The sequence below is a fragment of the Micromonospora profundi genome (genome assembly GCF_011927785.1).
Classification (GTDB): domain Bacteria; phylum Actinomycetota; class Actinomycetes; order Mycobacteriales; family Micromonosporaceae; genus Micromonospora; species Micromonospora profundi.
In genome coordinates this window covers 1,261,441-1,280,014 of sequence record NZ_JAATJK010000001.1, presented here as the reverse complement: position 1 = coordinate 1,280,014, position 18,574 = coordinate 1,261,441, and the positions used below count along the sequence as shown (strand labels likewise).

Annotated in this window: 19 protein-coding genes; 7 read left to right on the top strand and 12 right to left on the bottom strand. The window is 72.2% G+C overall.

Annotated features, from left to right (window positions below):
- Positions 1 to 147 precede the first annotated feature (147 nt).
- Entirely contained in the window at positions 148 to 1,254 is a 1,107-nt protein-coding gene (locus tag F4558_RS05710; RefSeq protein ID WP_053652569.1) for an SPFH domain-containing protein, read from the bottom strand.
- Between the two features lie 4 nt (positions 1,255 to 1,258).
- Positions 1,259 to 1,732 carry an NfeD family protein gene (locus F4558_RS05705; RefSeq protein WP_053652568.1) on the bottom strand — a complete coding sequence of 158 codons (474 nt, stop codon included), beginning with the start codon at positions 1,730 to 1,732 and terminating at the stop codon, positions 1,259 to 1,261.
- A gap of 109 nt (positions 1,733 to 1,841) precedes the next feature.
- On the opposite strand from F4558_RS05705, the gene F4558_RS05700 reads away from it, so the two are divergent.
- A complete protein-coding gene (locus F4558_RS05700) occupies positions 1,842 to 3,155 on the top strand; it encodes a serine hydrolase domain-containing protein (protein WP_167943374.1) in 1,314 nt (437 codons plus the stop codon).
- Between the two features lie 58 nt (positions 3,156 to 3,213).
- On the opposite strand, the gene F4558_RS05695 is transcribed toward F4558_RS05700, so the two are convergent.
- Entirely contained in the window at positions 3,214 to 4,026 is an 813-nt protein-coding gene (locus tag F4558_RS05695) for a DUF3097 domain-containing protein (protein ID WP_053652566.1), read from the bottom strand.
- Between the two features lie 282 nt (positions 4,027 to 4,308).
- Between F4558_RS05695 and F4558_RS05690 the strand changes: the two genes are divergently transcribed.
- Entirely contained in the window at positions 4,309 to 5,103 is a 795-nt protein-coding gene (locus tag F4558_RS05690; protein ID WP_053652565.1) for an Rv1486c family protein, read from the top strand.
- A 182-nt stretch (positions 5,104 to 5,285) separates the two neighbouring features.
- Here F4558_RS05690 and F4558_RS05685 read toward each other — a convergent pair whose 3' ends face one another.
- The 7 genes from F4558_RS05685 to F4558_RS05655 form a co-directional block, all read right to left on the bottom strand.
- Entirely contained in the window at positions 5,286 to 6,065 is a 780-nt protein-coding gene (locus tag F4558_RS05685) for an HAD-IIA family hydrolase (protein WP_053652564.1), read from the bottom strand.
- A 37-nt stretch (positions 6,066 to 6,102) separates the two neighbouring features.
- The gene (locus F4558_RS05680) at positions 6,103 to 7,131 is read right to left on the bottom strand and encodes a ferrochelatase (protein WP_167943373.1); all 1,029 of its coding nucleotides are present in this window, start codon (positions 7,129 to 7,131) and stop codon (positions 6,103 to 6,105) included.
- 126 nt (positions 7,132 to 7,257) lie between these two features.
- A complete protein-coding gene (gene fabI, locus F4558_RS05675) occupies positions 7,258 to 8,025 on the bottom strand; it encodes an enoyl-ACP reductase FabI (protein WP_053652562.1) in 768 nt (255 codons plus the stop codon).
- A 26-nt stretch (positions 8,026 to 8,051) separates the two neighbouring features.
- Positions 8,052 to 8,756, bottom strand: a complete 705-nt coding sequence (gene fabG / locus F4558_RS05670; RefSeq protein WP_167943372.1) for a 3-oxoacyl-ACP reductase FabG — start codon at positions 8,754 to 8,756, stop codon at positions 8,052 to 8,054.
- A gap of 618 nt (positions 8,757 to 9,374) precedes the next feature.
- Complete coding sequence (locus tag F4558_RS05665) at positions 9,375 to 10,325, bottom strand: VWA domain-containing protein (protein ID WP_167943371.1); 951 nt, start codon at positions 10,323 to 10,325, stop codon at positions 9,375 to 9,377.
- Positions 10,322 to 11,323, bottom strand: coding sequence for a DUF58 domain-containing protein (locus F4558_RS05660; protein WP_082377191.1), 1,002 nt, complete (start codon positions 11,321 to 11,323; stop codon positions 10,322 to 10,324). Before F4558_RS05660 ends, F4558_RS05665 begins: the two co-directional genes overlap by 4 nt.
- A complete protein-coding gene (locus F4558_RS05655; protein ID WP_053652558.1) occupies positions 11,302 to 12,408 on the bottom strand; it encodes an AAA family ATPase in 1,107 nt (368 codons plus the stop codon). The genes F4558_RS05660 and F4558_RS05655 overlap by 22 nt, the downstream gene beginning before the upstream one ends.
- A gap of 241 nt (positions 12,409 to 12,649) precedes the next feature.
- Between F4558_RS05655 and F4558_RS05650 the strand changes: the two genes are divergently transcribed.
- The 3 genes from F4558_RS05650 to F4558_RS05640 all read left to right on the top strand — a co-directional run bounded on the left by F4558_RS05650 (position 12,650) and on the right by F4558_RS05640 (position 15,326).
- Entirely contained in the window at positions 12,650 to 12,880 is a 231-nt protein-coding gene (locus F4558_RS05650; protein ID WP_053652557.1) for a hypothetical protein, read from the top strand.
- A 282-nt stretch (positions 12,881 to 13,162) separates the two neighbouring features.
- On the top strand, positions 13,163 to 13,765 hold the full coding sequence (locus F4558_RS05645) for a PH domain-containing protein (protein WP_369814760.1): 603 nt from the start codon (positions 13,163 to 13,165) through the stop codon (positions 13,763 to 13,765).
- A gap of 43 nt (positions 13,766 to 13,808) precedes the next feature.
- On the top strand, positions 13,809 to 15,326 hold the full coding sequence (locus tag F4558_RS05640) for a PH domain-containing protein (protein ID WP_245241271.1): 1,518 nt from the start codon (positions 13,809 to 13,811) through the stop codon (positions 15,324 to 15,326).
- 45 nt (positions 15,327 to 15,371) lie between these two features.
- On the opposite strand, the gene F4558_RS05635 is transcribed toward F4558_RS05640, so the two are convergent.
- Positions 15,372 to 16,451, bottom strand: coding sequence for a phosphatase PAP2 family protein (locus F4558_RS05635; protein ID WP_245241270.1), 1,080 nt, complete (start codon positions 16,449 to 16,451; stop codon positions 15,372 to 15,374).
- 138 nt (positions 16,452 to 16,589) lie between these two features.
- Between F4558_RS05635 and F4558_RS05630 the strand changes: the two genes are divergently transcribed.
- Together F4558_RS05630 and F4558_RS05625 are read left to right on the top strand one after the other, a co-directional pair.
- A complete protein-coding gene (locus F4558_RS05630; protein WP_053652555.1) occupies positions 16,590 to 16,994 on the top strand; it encodes a thioesterase family protein in 405 nt (134 codons plus the stop codon).
- Positions 16,991 to 17,821, top strand: coding sequence for an MBL fold metallo-hydrolase (locus F4558_RS05625; protein ID WP_167943370.1), 831 nt, complete (start codon positions 16,991 to 16,993; stop codon positions 17,819 to 17,821). The genes F4558_RS05630 and F4558_RS05625 overlap by 4 nt, the downstream gene beginning before the upstream one ends.
- Here F4558_RS05625 and F4558_RS05620 read toward each other — a convergent pair.
- Positions 17,794 to 18,567 (bottom strand): PfkB family carbohydrate kinase, encoded by a 774-nt coding sequence (locus F4558_RS05620; protein WP_167943369.1) that lies wholly within the window; start codon positions 18,565 to 18,567, stop codon positions 17,794 to 17,796. The genes F4558_RS05625 and F4558_RS05620 overlap by 28 nt on opposite strands.
- Positions 18,568 to 18,574 lie beyond the last annotated feature (7 nt).

The window sequence follows — 18,574 nt, the reverse complement described above, 5'->3', positions numbered from 1 at the left end:
TCACCTCGCTCGTCCACGAGCGGTGCGAGACGCGCCGGGGCGCCCCGATCACCTGGTCACCACCCGTCCTAGGACCGATCGTGGCAGGCTACGGAGCGCCCCATGAGTCTTTTTCGTATTTACCCGGCCGGCTGGCCGGTGTACGGATCAGCCGCGCTCGCGCTGGTCCGCCGGGTCCTCCACGAGACTGGTCGGGGACACCGGCTCCGGGGCCGGCAACCCCTTCGGCTTGTTGCCACCGGTGGCCTGAGCCTCGGCGACGCGTACCTCGTCGTGGATCTGCTGGGCGGCGTCTGACGCGGCCTGCGCCGCCTCCGCGGCCTCCCGCTCGACCTGGCTCGCGTGCTCGGCTGCCTCCGGTGCGGGCAGGTCCCCCACCATCTGGCTCAGCCCGCCGAGCGCGCCGCCCATGCCCTCCAGGGCCTTGGTCAGCTCTGCCGGCACGATCCAGACCTTGTTGGCGCTGCCCTGGGCGATCTGTGGGAGTGCCTGCAGGTACTGGTAGGCGAGCACCTTCTGGCTCGGGTTCGCCTGGTGGATGGCGTCGAAGACGGTGCGGATAGCCTTCGCCTGACCCTCGGCCTGCAGGATCCGGGCCTGCCGGTCACCGTCGGCGCGCAGCACCGCCGACTGCTTGTCACCCTCGGCAGTGAGGATCACCGACTGCTTGTGACCCTCGGCGGTGAGGATCGCCGCCCGGCGGTCACGCTCGGCGCGCATCTGCTTCTCCATCGAGTCGCGGATGCTTGCCGGCGGCTCGATCGCCTTGATCTCGACCCGGGTCACCTTGATGCCCCAGCGGCCGGTGGTCTCGTCAAGCACCCCGGAGAGGTGCCTGTTGATCTCGTCGCGGCTGGTAAGCGCCCGCTCCAGGTCCAGCGAGCCGATCACGTTACGCAACGTGGTGACGGTCAACTGCTCGATGGCCTGAAGGAAGCTGGAGATCTCGTAGGTCGCCCGGACCGAGTCGACCACCTTGAAGTAGAGAACCGTGTCGATCGAGACAACGAGGTTGTCCGAGGTGATCACCGGCTGCGGCGGGAAGCTGACCACCTGCTCGCGCATGTCGACCTTCGTGCGCACCGCGTCGACGAACGGCACCAACAGGTTGAGGCCAGGGTTGAGGGTGCGCTTGTACTTGCCGAGCCGTTCCACCACATCCTGGCGCTGCTGCGGAACGATCCGCACCGCCTTCGCCAGCGTAATCACGGCGATCAACGCCACCGCGAGTATCAGCACACCTATAACCGTCATCCGTTTACCCTCTCGCTTCCGGCAGCTCGCCGGCGGACGAAACATCGTCCTGCCAAACCAGGGCCGTCGCGCCCCGGACCTTTATCACCCGAACCCGTTGACCGGCTTCGAAAGTCTGCGTCGTGTCGTACGCCCGCGCGGTCCACAACTCCCCGTCGATCTTGACGAGGCCCTGCTCGGCGTCCACCCGTTCCAGCACCAGCGCCGTGGACCCCTCGATCGCCTCCACACCGAACGGCTGCTCACCGCTCTCCAGCGCGGAGCGGCGGTGCCGCCTGACGACCGGCCGGGCCATCACCAGGCTCAACGCCGACACCACAGCGAAGACCAGCGCCTGCACGGAAACCGGCGCGCCAAGAGCCGCGGCGCCGGCAGCGGCGAACGCCCCGACCCCGAACATGATCAGGAAAAGCGTCGTCGTAAAGATCTCGGCGACCGCCAGAACCACACCCAATACGATCCACACCACGGCGTCCACACCACGATCGTGACACGGAAATGCACGAGCAGCCCACCCGTGATGATCAGTAGGCTCGGCGGAGGCAACCGCACGGCCCGTATCCGACCGGTCAAACGAGGAGTTTTCGTTGACGCTGCTGCCCGAGACCGCCCGGCAGATCGACACGCGGGTCGCCCGCGCTCAGGCCGACGGCCACGTCCCGTCACTGGTGCTGGGCGTCGTCCGTGACGGCACGCTGGCGCACCTCGCCACCGCAGGCGAACACCCCCGCCCCGGCGTCGACCTGCAATACCGGCTCGGCTCGATCAGCAAGACCATGACCGCCACGCTTGTCATGCAGCTGCGCGACGCCGGCCGGCTCTCGCTTGACGACCCGCTGGAGCGCCACCTGCCCGGCACCGGCGTCGGCGAACTCACAGTGCGCCAGATGCTCGCGCACGCCAGCGGTCTGCAACGCGAACCCGACGGCGACTGGTGGGAGCGGGCCGCCGGCGTCGACCTGGCCACCCTGCTCGCCGGCCTCATCGCCGACAAGATCGCTCACCCGCCGCACGCCACGTACCACTACTCCAACCTGGCGTACGCGCTGCTCGGCGGAATGCTCGAACGACTCACCGGTACACCCTGGATCGACCTCCTCGACGAGCGGATCCTCACCCCGCTCGGTATGCGCCGCACCACCTACTCGGCCTCCGAACCGTTCGCCCGCGGTTACGTCGTCCACCCCTGGCACGACACGCTGCGCGAAGAGCCCCGCACCGACACCGGTGCGATGGCCCCCGCCGGGCAACTCTGGTCGACAATCGAGGACCTGGGCCGCTGGGCCGCGTTCCTCGCCGACCCCGACCCGTCGGTACTGGCCGCCGACACCCTGACCGAGATGTGCTCCCCCGTGGTGATCAGCGACCACACGGCATGGACGCACGGGCACGGTCTCGGCCTCGAACTCCACCGGGAAGACAACCGGGTGTACGTCGGGCACGGCGGCTCCATGCCCGGCTACGTCGCCTCGCTGGCCGTGCACCGACCCAGCCGTACCGCAGTTGTCGGCTTCGCCAACTCGTACGGCTTCCGTACCGGGCACATCGGCGCGCTCGGCCGGCAACTGCTCACCCTCGTGCTGGACGCCGAGCCGGCGCCGGTCACGCCGTGGCAGCCGGCCGAGGCCGCGCCGCCCGCCGACCTCGCCGAGTTGACCGGCCGCTGGTGGTGGATGGGCACCTCCATCGAGGTGTACGCCGACAGCGCGGGCGACCTGCACGCCGGCCCTGTCGGCGCACCCGACCTGCGCTTCGTGGCCGCCGGCCCGGACCGGTGGCGGGGCCGCGCCGGCGAACAGGACGGCGAGATCCTCACCGTCCTGCGCGACGAGCGGGGCCGTGCCGTCTCGCTGGACATCGCGACGTTCGTCTACACCCGCGACCCCGACGACGAGCCCTGAGTCGCGCCTATGTCCCGGCGGCGGCTGGTCGCCTACGTCCCAGCGGCGGCGGTGGTTGTCAGGCCGGCTCGGTGACGAAGTCGATGAGGCGTTCCATCGCGTTGATCAGGGGCGTCTCCACGTCGGCGAAGCTGTTCACCCGGGACAGGATGTGCCGCCACATGTCGGCCGGCTCGGCCACACCGAGGGCAGCGCAGACGCCCTCCTTCCACGGGCGGCCCGGGGGCACCACCGGCCAGGCCGTGATACCCAGCGCCGCCGGCTTGACCGCCTGCCAGACGTCGACGTAGGGGTGCCCGGTCACCAGCACGTACGGCGAGTTGACCCGGGCCACGATCCGGCTCTCCTTGCTGCCGGGCACGAGATGGTCGACGAGCACACCGAGCCGACGGGTCGGCCCCGGGCCGAAGTCGCGCACCTCGGCGTCGAGTTCGTCGATGCCGTCCAAGGGCTCCACGACCACGCCCTCGATCCGCAGGTCGTCGCCCCAGATGCGCTCGACCAGCGCGGCGTCGTGAATGCCCTCCACCCAGATGCGGCTGGCCTTGGCGACCTGGGCGCGGACGTTCGCCACCGCCACCGAGCCGGACGCGGTCCGTCGACGGGCCGTGGGCACCGGCGCGCGGGTCGGGCGGCGCAGCGTCACCGGGCGACCGTCGAGCAGGAACGCCGCCGGTAGCAGGGGGAAGTTGCGCCGCTTGCCGTGCCGGTCCTCCAGGACGACAGCTCCGGAGTCGAAGCCCACCACCGCTCCGCAGAACCCGGAGTCGGCGTCCTCCACCACGAGATCCGGTTCGGCGTCCACCTCGGGAGTGACCTTCCGCCGCCGCCAGTCCCCCGCCAGCACGTCCTCGCCGTATCGCCCCGCCATGTCGATCACGCTAACGCCGCCAACCCCAACCCCCCACCCCAACACGCCATCACGGTCAAAAGCCCACCGCCCAACCCCGTCGATCATGGAGTTGTGGTGCCCCACGAACCATGACCAAACATCATCTTTCGGCCACCACAACCCCATGATCGACGCTGGGGGTGGGGTGAGGGCTCATGGGGCAGGGCCGGCGGGGGTGGGCGAACGGGGTAGTTCGGGGCAGGGCGGGCGGTCGGAGCGGCAGCCGAGACAGGGCCGGTCGTGACCACGTACCCTTTCGGCATGTCCACCCCCGCAACGGGCGCGGCCACACTCGCGCCGCGCCGGTCGAGCCGGTTCGTTGCCTGGGTGCGCGCGTGGCGCGCCGGGTTGGTGCCGTTCGACGAGGTCGCCGACGCCATCGCCGGCGACGAGGAGCACCTCGTTGCGGACGCCCCCGGCACCTGGACCGACGTCCCGCTCGGCGCCGCGCTGCCCACCCTGGCCAAGCTCTCCCCGGACGAGATCCGGCTGGTGCTGCCCGCGCCGGGTGACCCCCGCGGCCTGCCCGGTCCTGGGGACTTCGCCGGTGCGGCGCTGGTGACAGGCGAGGCGGTGGTGGCCGGTGGGCTCGGGTTGATCCCCCAGGTCCGCAACCACACTTCGGGCTCGGGTGACTGTTTCGAGACGGTGCTGTGGCGCGTCTACCCGCTGCCCGCAAACGCGCCCGCCGCCTCCCTCGCACTGCCCGGCGCCGCCGAGGCCGAGGCGGAGCTGGCTGCCGCGCTGGCCGAGACCACCGCCGCGCTGACCCGCCTCGACGTCGCCCAGTGGCGGCCCGAACTGGCCGGGGCGCTTGCCGCGCTGCGCCGCCCCGACGGTGCCACCGACCTGCCGCCGGGCTTCGACCCGCGGGCACGCCGGCTGTTCGCCCGCGCCGCGGTGCTCGACCGGGTGCTCGCCCTGGCCGGGCACGCCGCACCCGGCGGCGCGATCAACAACTACGAGGCGCAGCAACGCGACGCGGCGCTGCGACCACTCACCGCGGCCTGCCGGCAGGCCCTCGTCGCCGCCTGCAACGCCCCCCTGCGCCCCTGACCGCTCCGCCGCGATGCGGCACCACCGCGCGACGCCACAGGCATGATCGTGCTCGATCCAGGATGTAGTGGTGTCCACGTAGGAGCGTTACCACTACATCCTGGTTACCGCGCGATCAGCGGCAGCGACCAGCGGTCGCGATCAACGCAGCGCGGTCAACGACGCGCCACCCAAGCTGACGGTCAGACCTCGTCGAGCAGGTCGGCGACCGAGTTGACGATCCGGGACGGGCGGTACGGGTAGCGCTCCGCCTCGGTGCGGCTGCTGATTCCGGTGAGCACCAGGATGGTCTCCAGGCCGGCCTCCAGGCCACACAGGATGTCGGTGTCCATCCGGTCGCCGATCATCGCGGTGCTCTCCGAGTGCGCGTTGATGGTGTTCAACGCCGACCGCATCATCATCGGGTTGGGCTTGCCGACGAAGTACGGCTCCACCCCCGTCGCCTTGGAGATCATCGCGGCGACGGATCCGGCGGCGGGCAGGGCGCCCTCCACGGACGGGCCGGTCACGTCGGGGTTTGTGCAGATGAACCGCGCCCCGTCGTTGATCAGCCGAACCGCCTTGGTGATCGCCTCGAAGCTGTAGGTGCGGGTCTCGCCGAGCACCACGTAGTCCGGGGCGAAGTCGGTGAGCACGTAGCCGACAGCGTGCAGCGCCGTGGTCAGGCCGGCCTCACCGATGACGTACGCGGTGCCGCCCGGCCGCTGGTCGGCGAGGAACTGGCCGGTGGCCAGGGCGGAGGACCAGATCGCCTCCTCCGGGACGTCCAGCCCCATCCGGCTCAACCGGGCCGTCAGGTCACGCGGCGTGTAGATCGAGTTGTTGGTGAGCACCAGGAACGGCTTGCCCGAGGAGCGCAGCCGGTTGACGAACTCCGGCGCGCCGGGCACCGGCTGGCCCTCGTGCACCAGCACGCCGTCCATGTCGGTCAGCCAGCTCTGCACCGGCTTGCGGTCCTGCATCGATGATTCCCCGGGGTGTCGGTGGGCGGTTGGGTCGTCAGGGGCGGCGGGTCGGCACGCAGCAGACAGTGGGGCAGGTGTCCCACATCGGCAGCTCACCCAGGCGGCGGCGCAGCTGCGCACCGTCCGGGTCGGCGCGCTCGGTGACCAGCTCACGGACCATCGCCACGAAGCGCGGGTCGGTGCCCGGCGTGCCGGCCCGGACGAAGTCCAGGCCGAGCTGCTTGGCGGTCTCCAGCGCCTCGGTGTCCAGGTCCCACACCACCTCCAGGTGGTCGGAGACGAAACCGATCGGGCTGACGACCACGCTTGTCGTGCCGTTCTCGGCGAGGGTGGCGAGGTGGTCGTTGACGTCCGGCTCCAGCCACGGCACCTGCGGCGGGCCGGAGCGGCTCTGCCACACCAGGTCGTACTCCAGGTCGGGGGCGGCAGCCGCCGCGACCAGTCGGGTGGCCTCGTGCAACTGCGCCTCGTACCGGCCGCCGTGCGGGCCGGCGCTTGCCGCCATCGAGGTGGGCACCGAGTGGGCGGTGAACACCAGCCGGGTGGTGTCCCGCCGGGCCGGGTCGAGCTGGGCCAACGCGGCCCGGACCGCGTCCACGTGCGGCTCGATGAAACCGGGGTGGTCCCAGAACTGGCGCAGCTTCTCGATCACCGGGGCGTCGGGGCCGACGGCGGCCCGGGCGGCGGCGATGTCCTCCTGGTACTGCCGGCAGGACGAGTAGCCGCCGTACGCGCTGGTGACGAAGGCCAGCGCGCGGGTGACGCCGTCGTCGCGCATCTGCGTCACGGTGTCGGCGAGCATCGGGTCCCAGTTGCGGTTGCCCCAGTAGACGGGCAGGTCGACACCGTTCGCGGCGAAGTCGGCGCGGACGGCTGCCAGCAGGTCACGGCACTGCTGGTTGATCGGGGACACCCCACCGAAGTGCTGGTAGTGCTCGGCGACCTCGGCCAGCCGCTCGGGCGGCACGCCCCGGCCGCGTGTCACGTTCTGCAGGAAAGGCATCACGTCCTCGGGCCGTTCCGGCCCGCCGAAGGACACCAGCACCACCGCGTCGTACGACATGGCCCCATTGTTCCTCGCCAGCCGGCACACCATCCGGTCGGGGCGGTGACCACTGGATCGCGCCGTGTTAGGAAGGGCCCCTTCCTATGCCTGAGGCGTTAAGAAGGGGCCCTTCCTTACACCAGGTCAGGCGCCGATGGCGTGGTAGCCGCCGTCGACGTGGACGATCTCGCCGGTGGTGGCCGGGAACCAGTCCGACAGCAGCGCGAGGCAGGCCCGGGCGGCCGGCTCCTGGTCGGTGAGGCTCCAGCCCAGCGGCGCCCGCTCGGTCCAGGCGTCCTCGAACTGGTCGAAGCCCGGGATCGACTTCGCGGCGATGGTGCGCAGCGGCCCGGCGGCGACCAGGTTGCTGCGGATGCCCTGCTTGCCCAGGTGCAGCGCCAGGTAGCGGGATGCGGACTCCAGGCCGGCCTTGGCCACGCCCATCCAGTCGTAGACCGGCCACGCCTTCGTGGCGTCGAAGGTCAGGCCGACCACCGCGCCGCCGGGCGACATCAGCGGCAGCGCCGCCATGGCCAGCGACTTGTACGAGAAGGTGGAGACGTGCAGGGCGGTCGCCACGTCCTCCCAGGGCGCGTCGAGGAAACCGCCGCCGAGGCAGCTCTGCGGGGCGAAGCCGATCGAGTGCACCACGCCGTCGAGCCCGTCGACGTGCTCACGGACCCGGTCGGCGAGGCTGGCCAGGTGCTCGGCGTTTGTCACGTCCACCTCGATGACCGGCGCCGGCTCGGGCAGCCGCTTGGCGATCCGCTCGACCAGGGATAGCCGTCCGAAGCCGGTCAGCACGACCTGCGCGCCGTTCTCCTGGGCGAGCTTCGCCACCGAGAAGGCGATCGAAGCGTCGGTGATGACGCCGCTGACGAGCAGCCGCTTACCGGCGAGCAGTCCGGACATGCAGGTTTCCTCCGTAATCAAAGGGGTCAGTGGCCCATACCGAGGCCGCCGTCGACAGGGATCACGGCGCCGGAGACGTACCCGGCGCTGTCGGAGGCCAGCCAGGTCACCACGGCGGCCACCTCGTCCGGGGTGGCCATCCGGCCGGCCGGGATGGACTTGCGGATCTCCGCCTTGCGGTCCTCGGACAGACCGGCGGTCATGTCCGTGTCGATGAAGCCGGGTGCCACCACGTTCGCGGTGATGTTGCGGCTGCCCAGCTCACGGGTGATCGACCGGGCCACGCCGACCAGGCCGGCCTTGCTCGCGGCGTAGTTGACCTGCCCGGCGCCACCGGAGAGGCCGACCACCGAGGAGATGAAGATCATGCGGCCCCACTTGGCCCGGAGCATCTTGCCGGAGGCCCGCTTGGCGACCCGGTACGAGCCGGTGAGGTTGGTGTCCACCACGCCGGTGAACTGCTCCTCGGTCATCCGCAGCAGCAGCGTGTCGTCGGTGATGCCGGCGTTGGCGACGAGCACCTCGACCGGCCCCAGCTCGGCCTCGACGGCGGTGAACGCGGCGTCGACGGAGGCCGCGTCGGTGACGTCGGCGCGGACGCCGAACAGCCCGTCCGGCGCCTCGCCGCTGCGATGGGTAACCGCAACCCGGTCACCTTGCTTGGCGAAGGCCTGCGCGATGGCCAGGCCGATCCCCCGGTTACCCCCGGTCACCAGCACGGTTCGGGCCACTGTTCCTCCTTGCAAATGGTCAGCACAGACGCGTCGGAGCCTAGGCGCTACCGACAGGTAAGCGCTAACGGGGACACGTCACACCCAGCCCTGCGCGGCGGGTGACCCGCACCGGGTGGTGGAGAGGTCCCGGACCGGTCGGCCGAGTGCGTCCTGTCGACACCTCGGGTGTACGATCATCGACGTTCCGGCCCGCCCGACTTGCAGGAGGTGATCGCTGTGCGAGATAGCGATCCTCCCAGTCGTGGCCGGGCCGATGGTCAGTCCCGCTGAGCCACGACTCAGTCTGGTGAGCTGACCCAGCTCCGCTCCCTCGCCACCCCGGTTGACGCCGGGGTTGGCCGCGCGCCGTCCGATGACCGGACGGTTGCCGGGAGCCGCCCGGTCACGACTTCGCGTGCGCGTCCCCACCCCACTGCGGTCCGCCCTGCCCCGCGGACCGTCCAGCCGCCACCCGGAGTCATCAATGAGCCGCTACGTCGCCCCCCTGGGCTTCACCCTCGCCGCCGTCTGGGTGGCCGTCATCTTCGTCCTGGCCGGCGGCGGCGGCCACTGACCCGGCCGGCCAGCCACCGAGCCCTGCCCGGCGGCGGCCACTGACCACCGCCGGCCCTTCGCTCAGAGCATCCGGGACGACCAGAGCAGGCTGAGCGAGCCGGCGCAGAGCGCCAGGAGCAGCGCCAGTCCGGCGTACCACTGGGTCACCTCGCGTGGCTCGGTGCGGAAGCCGATCGAACTGCCCATGTCCTGGTAGACCTGCTTCAGCTCGCTCACCGACGCCGCCTCGTAGAAGTAGCCCTCGGTGGTCTCGGCCAGCTCCGCCAGCGCGAGCCGGTCCACTGGCACCCGCTGGAGTTGCCCGCCGATGTCGACCTGGCCCGTGTCGGTGCCGAAGGCGATGGTGGACACCGGCACGTTGGCCGCCTGCGCGGCGGCCGCCGCCTCCTCCACCGATCGACCCGAGGTGCGGAACCCGTCGGAGAGCAGCACGATCCGTGCCGGTGGGATGCCCGCCGCACCGTCGGCCGGCACCGACCTGATCGCCTCCAGGCAGGTGAACACCGCCTCACCGGTGGCTGTCGCCTCGGCCAGCACCAGCCCGTCGATCGCGGCGGTCACCGCCTCCCGGTCCTTGCCCGGCGGCACCAGCACGTTCGCCGCCTTCGCGAATGACACGAGGCCCAGGTTGTAGCTCTCCGGCAGCTCGCCGACGAACTGCTTGGCCGCCTCCTGCGCGGCCTCCAGCCGGTTCGGCCTTACGTCGTCGGCCTGCATCGACAGCGACACGTCGATGGCCAGCATCACTGTCGCCCGCTCCAGTGGCTCCTTCCGGTCCATCGCCGGGCGGGCCAGCGCGGTGGCGAGCACCAACAGGCAGAGCAGGAACGCCGTCGCCGGGACGTGCCGCCGCCAGCCCAGGCCTTTCGGCGCCACGGTCCGCAGCAGGTCCACGTTCGTGAACCGCATCGCGTAATCCCGGCGGTGCAACTGCCGCCAGACGTAGAACGCGGCGAGGGCGAGCACCGGCAGCACGGCCAGCAGCCACCACGGTTGCAGAAAACGGATCATCGTGTCGTCCCCCGGGTGCGGGCGTGCCGCTGCGCGGCAACGAAACGCACCATGTCCAGCAGCCAGTCTCGGTCGGTACGCAGACGCAGGTGGGCCGCGCCGGCGCCGCGCAGCGCGGCGGCGATCGTGGCGCGCTGGGCGGCGGCAGCCTCGGCGTACCGCTGACGCAGGCGCGGGTCGGCGGTCTGCACCTCGTGCAGCTCACCGCTTTCCGGATCGACCACCGGCAACACCCCCACGTCGGGCAACTCCAGCTCGCGCGGGTCCACCACCTCGATCGCCAGCACATCGTGGCGCACCCGCAGCTTGCGCATCGGCCGGGCCCACTGCTCGGCCGGCGCGAGGAAGTCCGAGACCACCACGGCCACCCCACGTCGTCGGGGTGGCCGGTTGAGCATCTCGATGAGGGCGCCCAGATCGCCCCGGCCGGGCTGGATCGCGGTGCCGGCCACCGTACGCAGCAGGCCCTGCGCCTCCTTGCGGCCCGAGCGGGCCGGCAGCCGGGTGAGCACCCCCGGCCCGGGCGGCGGTGGGCCACCGCGCCACCGGCGGGTCGGTGTGAGCGCGCCACCGCCGGTGCCGATCACCGCGCCGATCCGGTTACCTCCGCGCACTGTCAGGTGGGCGATGGCCGCCGCGGCGGCGACCACGACCTCCCGCTTGAGCCACTGCCCGGTGCCGAAGTCCAGGCTTGCCGACAGGTCCAACGCCAGCCAGGTCTCCAACTCCCGGTCGGCGACCGTACGCCGCACGTGCGCCGTCGTGGTCCGGGCCGTGACCGGCCAGTCCATCCGGCGTACGTCGTCGCCGGGGCGGTACTCCCGCGACTCCCCCGCCTCGCTGCCCGGCCCCGGCAGCAGGCCGGCGTAGTCGCCCTGGAGCAGGCCGTCGAGCTTGCGGGTGACGAGCAGTTGGAGGCGGGACAGCACCGCTTCGCTGCGGTCGCCGAGGAGGGCGGGACGAGGGGTGGGTGAGGTCACGGCCGCTGCCCGGGCCAGCCTGCACCCGGCGGCGCGACGGTGGGCGACGGGGTGGCCTGCTGCCGGGGTGCGACCGCCGGGAGCGGGATCGTCGACATGACCCGGTGCACGATGTGGTCGGCCGGTACGTCGTCGGCGAGCGCGTCGTAGCTGAGCACCAGCCGGTGCCGCAGGATGTCCGGGGCGATGTCCTGCACGTCCTGCGGGAGCGCGTAGTCCCGGCCGCGCAGTAGCGCCAGCGCGCGGGTGGCCCGCACCAGGCCGAGCGAGGCGCGCGGGCTGGCCCCGTACTGGATGAGCTGGGCGACGTCCGGCATGCCGTGCTCTGCCGGGGTACGGGTGGCCAGCACCAGCCGGACCGCGTAGTCGACGAGCGCGTTGTGCACGAACACCTGGTCCGCCTTGCGTTGCAGGGCGATCAGGTCGGGTGTGTCGAAGACCGCCGCCGGCTCCGGAGCGGCCACGCCCATCCGGTAGACGATCTCGCGTTCCTCGGCGTCGGTCGGGTAGCCGACCACGATCTTCATGAGGAACCGGTCCCGCTGCGCCTCCGGCAGCGGGTAGACGCCCTCCTGCTCGATCGGGTTCTGGGTGGCCATCACCAGGAACGGCTCGGGCACCCGGTGGCTCTCCCCGCCGATGGACACCTGCCGCTCGCTCATCACCTCCAGCAGCGCCGACTGCACCTTGGCCGGCGCCCTGTTGATCTCGTCGGCGAGCAGGAAGTTGACGAAGACCGGGCCCAACTCGACGTCGAACTTCTCACTCGACTGCCGGTAGATCCGGGTGCCCATGATGTCGGCCGGCACCAGGTCCGGTGTGAACTGCACCCGGGCGAACGAGCCGCCGACAACCTTGGCGAGGGTCTCCACGGCCAGGGTCTTTGCCACCCCGGGCACCCCTTCGAGCAGGCAGTGACCCCGGGCGAGCAGCGCCACGAACATCCGCTCCACCATCCGGTCCTGCCCGACGATCACCCGTTTGATCTCGAACAGCGCCTTCTCCAACAGGGTGGCATCCTGCGCGGGCGTCGTCACCGGCGCGGGCGTCTCCGGTGCCGCCCCGTTCGGCGTCGGGGCATCGGGCGTGGTCGGCTGGGCCACCGGTCCTCCACAGCGTTTGTCGGTCGTCGCGGCTGGTGCGGTATCAAGACTCGCACGCCCGGCTGAGTGTGGTGGTGGGGAGAAGCCGATTTTCGCCACGTCGTCCCCGCCAACCGAATCGCCCGTCACGGGTGGACACCGACCCGCCCGTGGTGTGTACCATTCATCCCGTCGCCGGGCGGCTCCCCCCGTGGCCGCCCGGCGCTCAAACTTCCTCTCCGGCCGCCCTAGACTGGCCGTGATGAGCATCCCCTCCCCTGCCGACGAGGCCCTGGTCTGCTCGGCCCGCGGCTGCCGTGCCACAGCCGTCTGGGCCCTGGAGTGGAACAATCCGCGCCTGCACGACGCCGAGCGACGCAAGACCTGGCTCGCGTGCGCCGACCACCGGGGCAGTCTGGGCGACTTCCTGGACGCTCGCGGCTTCCTGCGTACCGTCACTCCGGTGCCCGCATCACCTACCCTCGACATGTGATCAGCGCAGCGAGGAAACGATGAGGCACAGCAGCGTGACGTCGCGCGCCGTCCACGCACGGCGTGGAACGGCAGCGCCGTACGCGCGGAACGGGTCCCGTCGGTGAGCGCGGAGGACCGCGCCGGACCGCCGAACCCCACCTCCCCGTCCTGGCCGCCCACGCCGGCCGCCGCGCCGCCCGGTGTCCCACCGCCGCCCGGCACGTTCCCGGCGCCGGGCACGCTCGGCCCGGAGCCCACCCCGCCCGACGCATCGTCGCCGGCGCCGCTACCGCCGCAAGCGCTGCCTCCCTCCGGGGGGTACGACGCCAGCTCGCGCCCACCCGACCTGCCGCCTCCCGGCCTCCTGCCGCCACCGGGCGCCGACCCGCTTTCCGCCTCCGGCGCGCCCGGCGGACGAGGCCCGTTGGACCCGTGGCCGGACTCCGTCCAGTGGCAGCCGATCTCCACCGACCTGATCTGGGTGGAGCTGATCCGACTGGCGATCGTGGTGGCCGTCGGGCTGGCGGTGACAGCGTTCGGCTGGGCGCTGAGCGGCCATGGGCTGTTCGGGGTCGCCTTCGCCGCCGTACTCGTGTTCGGCGCGTGGCGGGCCACGGCCATCGTCCGCGCGGTCCGGGCCTGGGGGTACGCGGAACGCGACGACGACCTGCTCGTGCGGCACGGGCTGCTGGTCCGACGGCTGTCCATCGTGCCGTACTCCCGGATGCAGTTCGTCGACGTGAGCGCCGGCCCTCTGGAGCGCGCCTTCAACCTGGCCACCGTGCAGTTGCACACGGCCGCCGCCGCGAGCGACGCCCGGGTGCCGGGGCTACGCCCGGCGGAGGCGTCCCGCCTGCGTGACCGGCTCACCGCGCTCGGCGAGGACCGGGCGGAGGGGCTGTGACCGCCCGGCCGGGCACCCGTCGGCGACGCCGAGGGTCGGCCCGATGAGCGAGAGTCCCACCGAGCCGGGCACCCGCCCGTCCATGCCGTCCGGCGACGCGCCTCCCGCCGGTCCACCGCCCCAGTACCCCGCCGCAGGCCCTTACGGCGCTCCGCCGCCGGGCGCAGGGCCCTACGGCCCGCCGCCGGGACCATACGGGGCGATCCCGCCGGGCGCTGTTCAGCCGTTGCCGGGGCCGCCGGGAGACGGCGAACCGCGCCAGCGGCTGCACCCGCTCAGTCCGGTGCTGCACGGCGCCAAGTCGTTGGTCGTGGTGATCGCCGGGCTGTCCTGGTCGACGCTGTCCCGGGTCGGCTTCGGCTGGTTCGCCGCGATGGTGGTGGTGCTGGCGCTCGGCGCGACAGTGCTGTCGGTGGTCAGTTGGTACAACACCGGCTACCACGTGGTGGGCCGCGAGCTGCGCGTGTACGAGGGGCTGCTCTGGCGGCGTACCCGGGCCATCCCGCTGGAACGGTTGCAGGCAGTGGAGGTGGTCCGGCCGCTGCTCGCCCAGCTCACCGGCCTGGCCGAACTGCGTCTGGAGGTGGTCGGCGGGGGCAAGACCGAGGCCCCGCTGGCGTACCTCGGGGTGGCCGACGCGGCCCGGCTGCGCGAGCGGCTGTTGGCGCTGGCCGGACGGACGACGCCGGCCGCGCCCGGCGTCACGGTGCCGACGGCCGTCGGTGGTGCGCCACCGCAGGCGCCCGCGCCGGGCCGGCCACTGCACGCGGTACGCAACAGCAACCTGCTGATCAGCCAGCTGCTCACCCCGCAGGCGTTCCTGCTTCCGTTCGGCCTGGCGTTCGTCGTGGTGCAGTTCGTCACCGCCGAATCGTGGTCGTTCATCGCGGTGGCGAGCACGCTCACCGCGATGGCAGGTGTGCTGCTGCAACCGATCCGCCGGGTCCTCGACGACTGGAACTTCCGGCTGGCCCGCGACGACGGCACACTGCGGGTGCACAACGGGCTGCTGGAGACGCGGGCGCAGACCGTACCGCTGCACCGGGTGCAGACCGTGCGGGCCACCTGGCCGCTGCTCTGGCGGGTCAAGGGTTGGCTGCGGCTGCGCCTTGAGGTGGCCGGCTACTCCGTCGGCGAGGCCGACGACCGCAACCGTCCCGACCGGCTGCTGCCGGTCGGTGACCTGCCGACAGCGACGATGATCGTCGCCGAGGTCCTACCGGGTGTACGCCTCGACGCGCTGACGCTGCACCGCCCACCGTCTCGGGCGCGCTGGCTGCACCCGCTGGGCCGGGGCGCCCTCGGCACGGCTCTGTTCGACAAGGTCTTCGCCACCCGGTCCGGGCTGCTCACCAGGCAGTTGGCGATCGTGCCGTACGCCCGGATCCAGAGCGTCCGGGTCGTGCAGGGGCCGGTGCAGCGCCTGCTGCGGTTGGCGACAGTACACGCGGACACGGCGGGCGGATCGGGAGCGGCAGCCGAGGACCGGGACCTGGCCGAAGCGTGGATCCTGGCAGCCGAACTGACCACCCGAGCACAGTCCGCCCGCCGCGTCGCCTGATCCACCACCGAACGACGACGCCCCTGATCACCCCAGGGGTGGTGGTCAGCGGTCGGCGGGTACCGCTGGTGCCGTGGCCGGCGGTCCGGCGACGCTGTCGGGGTCGGTCGTCGGCCCCGGTGGTTCCGCGCCCGGAGGTTCCGTGTCTGCGGGTTCCGCCCGGGCCTTCGGGTGCTTGGCCCGCCACGCCGCCCACGCGCGCTCGGCCAGGCCGACCACGAGGAAGGTCAGGCCGACGTACGCCCAGCCCACCAGCACGTCGATCACGTAGTGCTCACCCGAGTAGACCAGGGTGAAGGTCATCGCCAGCGGGTACGCGAACAGCAGCGGCCACCAGCGGCGGCGGGTCGTACGCAGGAAGAACACCACAACGAACAGCGCCCACGCGGTGTGCAGCGACGGCATCGCGGCCACCGGGTTCGAGGCGATCTGGCCGGCGTTGAGCAGGTTGCCGGCGCCGTGCATACCGAACGCCTTCCAACCCCTCGTGGAGATCCGGAGCACCTCGGTGAGCAGGCCGTTCTGCGCGGCCCACCACGGTGGGGCGGCGGGGTAGATGAAGTAGGTCGCCAGGCCTGCGGCGCAGAGGAAACCCCAGCGGCGCATGTACGCGGCCCACCGGTGCCGATCACGCAGCCAGAGCACCGCGGCCGCGGCCAGGGCCACCACGAAGTGCGAGAAGTACACCCAGCTCGCCGCGATGTCCCACCACTGCACCTGCGGGCGGTAGAGGTGCTCCTGCAACCAGATGGTGGGCACCTCACCGCCGGTGGCCCAGCCGAACATGAACCGGTCGGCGACGATCAGCTCCATGGCGTGCGGGGTGGCCCCGTTGTCGGCGAACCCACGCGACAGGTTGTACGCGGCCAGTAGCAGCACCACGGGCACCCAGTCCCGGGCGAAGCGCAGGTGGCTGCGCCACGGCCGGTCGCTGTTCCAGGCGATGGTTCCGGCCCAGATCCACACGAAGGCGTACGCCGGGTCGGTGGGCAGCCCGATTCCGAGCCAGGCGGCGACGAATGCGACAGCCCAGATCGTCATGGCGACGCCGCGCCGACGGCCCCCGTCCGGGGACGCGGGCGGGTCGGTCCGGGCGGGGGGTTGGGGGTCAGTCACGACGGCCATCGCGGTCAAGGTTAACGACGGTGATGGCATCGACCGACGGCGACCACCCGGCGAAGCCGTGCACAGGTGGAAGGCGGTCATTGCCGGGTTCCTCGGGCGCGTGCTCGGCAGACACGGCGAGCACCTAGGCTTGCGACCATGCAGGAGCAGCCCGAGCCGGCCTTCGCGCCGGGTCTGACCGCCCAGGTCGAGTTGACCGTCACCGACGCGGACACCGCCCAGGCGGTGGGTTCCGGGGACGTACCGGTGCTGGGCACACCGCGGGTGCTCGCGCTCGCCGAGGCGGCGACCGTCGCGGCCACGGCGACCGGGATGCCGTCCGGGTCGACGACGGTGGGCACCCGGGTCGAGTTGGAGCACCTGGCGCCGACGGTGGTGGGCCGGACGGTACGGGCGCAGGCGGTCCTGACTGCCGTCGACGGTCGCCGGCTGTCGTTCGAGGTCACCGTCAGCGACGACACGCAGACCGTGGCGCGGGGCCGGGTCGACCGGATCATGGTGGATCGGCAGCGTTTCGTCGACCGCGCCGGGCGGACGTCGTGAGCGGCGGTTTCGTCGAGGTCGCCGACCGGGTTCACGTGTTGCGTGAGCCGCTGCTGCGGATCAACGTCACGCTCGTCGTCGGCGACGACGAGGCGCTGCTGGTGGACACTCTCTCCTCGGCGGCGCAGGCCACCGAGCTGGCCGCAGCCGTCCGGGCGGTCACCGCCCGTCCGCTGACCCTTGTCAACACCCATCACCACTACGACCACTGCTTCGGCAACGCCGTGCTCGCCGGGGACCCACAGCGCCCGGTGTACGCGCACGAGCGCGCCGCCGAGGCTCTGCGCGACGAGCCGGAGCGGCTGCGCCGGGAGGCGTACGAGGAGGTGCGCGCGGAGCATCCGGCGCTCGCCGCCGAACTGGCCGACACCGCGCTGCTCGCCCCGACGCACACTGTGCACACCGAGACGACGCTCGACCTGGGTGGCCGGCGGGTGCTGCTGCGGCATCCGGGGCGGGGGCACACCGACGCGGATCTCGTGGTGCACGTGCCCGACGCGGACGTACTGGTGGCCGGTGATCTGGTGGAGCAGAGTGGTCCGCCCGCCTTCGAGGACGCGTACCCCTTGCAGTGGCCGGACGCCGTGGCGGACCTCCTGCGGCTCACGACCCCGACCACTGTGGTGGTGCCGGGTCACGGTGACCCGGTGGATCCCGCTTTCGTCCGCGCCCAGCACGCCGAGCTGGTGCGGTTGGCGTGGCTGATCCGGGCCGCGCACACCGGCGGCGCGCCGCCGGAGCGGGTGGCCGCCGAGGCGCCCTTCGGGGCGCGCGCGGCGCTCGTCGCGGCCCGGCGCGGCTACCGCGAGCTCGACGGCGCGGCCTGACCGCCGAAGCGGCGCCCCACGTCGGCGCGGGTGGGTTTCGCTGTGGCGCCGGCGGGTGACTCGCAGACCAGGCCCGCCACCCGCAGTGCGAACGCCACCCGCTCCACCCAACCGTCGGGGCGGTCCGGTTCGCCGGAGGCGAGCAGATCGGCGATCAGCGCGGCAAGCATCGCGTCTCCGGCGCCCGTGGTGTCGACGGCGTCGACACGTGGCGTCGGGACCCGCACCGGGTCGGCGCCTGCGGCGGCCAGCACCGCGCCGGCCGCGCCGAGCGTCACGACGACGGTCGCGGCCCCGAGTTCCCGCAGGTACGCGGCGACGCCCTCGACCGGCTCGCCCGGGTAGAGCAGGCGGGCGTCGGCGGTGCTCATCGTGACCAGGTGCGCGCCGGCGGCGAACTCGGCCACCACCTCGCGCAGCCCGTCCGGCGGGCGAGGGCTGACGTCTGCGTCGAGGACCCGCAGCCCGGTGGCGAGCGACCAGGCCCGCCGGGCGGCGGCGAGGGTGCCTGGTTGCCGCAGCACGACCGAGCCGCAGCAGAGCACGTCGGCACCTTCCACCACTGCGACGTCCAGATCGTCGACGCCTGGTGAGCCGACGAACTGTGCCCTGCCGCCGAGCCGGGCCACCCCGACGGCGACGTCGAGTGGCCCCGCGCCGGCCGCCTGCCGGTAAGCCCGCTCCGCGTCACGCTCGGTGTCGAGCAGGCCGACGGGTGCGTCGCCGAGCACCACCACGTACCCCATCCTGGTC

Coding starts and splice junctions, on each gene's coding strand:
- F4558_RS05635 (WP_245241270.1), bottom strand. CDS start 16,451: ATGGCCGTCGTGACTGACCCCCAACCCCCCGCCCGGACCGACCCGCCC.
- F4558_RS05690 (WP_053652565.1), top strand. CDS start 4,309: ATGTCCACCCCCGCAACGGGCGCGGCCACACTCGCGCCGCGCCGGTCG.
- F4558_RS05710 (WP_053652569.1), bottom strand. CDS start 1,254: ATGACGGTTATAGGTGTGCTGATACTCGCGGTGGCGTTGATCGCCGTG.
- F4558_RS05685 (WP_053652564.1), bottom strand. CDS start 6,065: ATGCAGGACCGCAAGCCGGTGCAGAGCTGGCTGACCGACATGGACGGC.
- F4558_RS05695 (WP_053652566.1), bottom strand. CDS start 4,026: ATGGCGGGGCGATACGGCGAGGACGTGCTGGCGGGGGACTGGCGGCGG.
- F4558_RS05665 (WP_167943371.1), bottom strand. CDS start 10,325: ATGATCCGTTTTCTGCAACCGTGGTGGCTGCTGGCCGTGCTGCCGGTG.
- fabI (WP_053652562.1), bottom strand. CDS start 8,025: ATGTCCGGACTGCTCGCCGGTAAGCGGCTGCTCGTCAGCGGCGTCATC.
- F4558_RS05650 (WP_053652557.1), top strand. CDS start 12,650: ATGAGCATCCCCTCCCCTGCCGACGAGGCCCTGGTCTGCTCGGCCCGC.
- F4558_RS05630 (WP_053652555.1), top strand. CDS start 16,590: ATGCAGGAGCAGCCCGAGCCGGCCTTCGCGCCGGGTCTGACCGCCCAG.
- F4558_RS05640 (WP_245241271.1), top strand. CDS start 13,809: ATGAGCGAGAGTCCCACCGAGCCGGGCACCCGCCCGTCCATGCCGTCC.
- F4558_RS05620 (WP_167943369.1), bottom strand. CDS start 18,567: ATGGGGTACGTGGTGGTGCTCGGCGACGCACCCGTCGGCCTGCTCGAC.
- F4558_RS05680 (WP_167943373.1), bottom strand. CDS start 7,131: ATGTCGTACGACGCGGTGGTGCTGGTGTCCTTCGGCGGGCCGGAACGG.